We start from the raw sequence: 1,938 nt of genomic DNA, 5'->3' as shown, positions 1-1,938 counted from the left end.
CGTGCGGTCAATACCACAGGGGCCAATAACGTCAACTGGGCAGTAACAGGCTCAGGAACCAGTGCAGCTAATGCCACTGATTTTGTGGGGGGAGTCTTACCCTCAGGAACCGTCAGTTTTGCGGCGGGAGAAACCTCGAAAGTGATTACCGTTAATGTTCAAGGGGATACCACCGTCGAACCTAACGAAAACTTCACCGTCACCCTCTCCAATCCCACCAACGGAGCAACGATTACCACGGCCACTGCTGTTGGCACTATCCAAAATGATGATGAAGGAACCTCCGTTACCCTTGCCAGTAACTACAGTGGCGTTAGTGAAAACGGCAAAACTAACCTCGTCTATAACTTCACTCGTTCAGGAGCCACCACTAACTCTTTAACCGTTAACTTTACCCTTGGTGGTACGGCAACTCGCGGCAATGACTACAATGCCTACGGCGGGAATTTTGTCTCACCAACAACGGGTAATATTGTCTTCGCATCTGGTCAGACAACGGCTCAGATCGAGATCGTGACCACCGGAGATACCGTCAAAGAAGCCAATGAAACGATCGCCTTTACCCTAGCAAGTGGCACTGGCTATACCATTGGCACACCAGGTGCTGTCACCACTACGATCCTGAATGATGACGGTGTTCTCAATCAACAGGGAACCACGGGTAACGATGTGATCGAAGCCGGAACTACCCGCAATCTGAGCGGTCGAGCGGGCCATGACATTTTGATTGGTTCCAATGCCAGCGATATGTTAGTAGGTGCTGCAGGGAATGACACGATTACCTCTGGTGCTGGTTTTGACGTAATTGCCTATAGCCTTGCCAGTGAAGGCCAAGATACGATTACGGACTTCAACGTTTTCCAAGATACGCTCCAAGTCTCGGCGGCGGGTTTTGGTGGCGGATTAATCGCCGGTGAAAGTATTGCGGCGGCTCAATTTGTCTTGGGAACCGTCGCCACGACGGCCAGCCATCGCTTTATCTTTAATAAACCAACAGGCCAACTCTTCTTTGATGTGGATGGTAATGGTTCATCGGTTCAGACTCTCTTGGCGACCTTGACTCCTAACCTTAACTTGACAGAAGATAATATCTTTGCGGCTTAGATGACTTGAGGCTAAGTGTCAACATAAACCGGCTGGGAAAGAATAATCTGGCTCAGAGATTGCTCAGTTTTCCCGCCGGTTTTCCATTGTGTGTCAAAAAAGTGAAGCAAATATTAATTGTTGTTCAAACAATTGATTCGGGCGGGAGTTTACGGTAGTTATAAGCTAAGTCGCATTTTAACCGCCTATTCAGAAGTGTTGAATCCTGCAATAAAACTTCACAAAACCAGTATTTTACAGTGCTAAATTAGATTGACTATTGAGAATGGAGTCAATAATCAGTCCTTTTTGGTATCATCAGAGCGAATACATAACTTGGTCATGATCTTCAAAATCTTAACATTCAAGTATGAAACACTTTTTGAAAAAAGGTATAAGGGTTTTGTTGATTTTTTAGTATTTATGTATCGTGTAAGTCCAGTAATTGATCCCCTTTTTCTTGGCATAATCTGATAGTTTCATTGGAACTGTAAGGTAAACTTGCACTAACCACAGTAGCAGTTGTTTGCTGTTATTTGCGTATATTTTCGACAAAACTTGACAATACTTCTGAGTTTCTTCATTATTCTCAACAATACTTTTCTTATTGCTGTTACTCATCAGGCTCTTGGATAAATTTAAGAAAAAAATTTTTTTGTTAGACTTGACTTGTCTAGTTGTAATTACAGGTGGATAACAAATTTAGCCCCAGGGCAGAAAGGTTGGGCTTGTCTTTTTCCCTAACCATAAACAGAAAGAATTCAACCCACATTCCGCACCCTAAAGTGTCACATTGAAAATTTTATCTAAATCGTCAAAACGATTGCCGGCTCTGAATTACAGGCTAATTTGTTT

Annotated in this window: 1 protein-coding gene; it reads left to right on the top strand. The window is 43.7% G+C overall.

What is annotated here, in order from left to right; translation table 11 throughout:
• A partial coding sequence (locus tag PX482_RS03360) for a Calx-beta domain-containing protein (protein WP_288122059.1) occupies positions 1 to 1,104 on the top strand: 1,104 nt, incomplete at its 5' end.
• Positions 1,105 to 1,938: the final 834 nt, after the last annotated feature.

Origin of the sequence: Microcystis sp. M53602_WE12 (assembly GCF_030065455.1) — a bacterium.
Taxonomy (GTDB): domain Bacteria; phylum Cyanobacteriota; class Cyanobacteriia; order Cyanobacteriales; family Microcystaceae; genus Microcystis; species Microcystis aeruginosa.
This window is presented reverse-complemented; position numbering and strand designations above follow the sequence as displayed.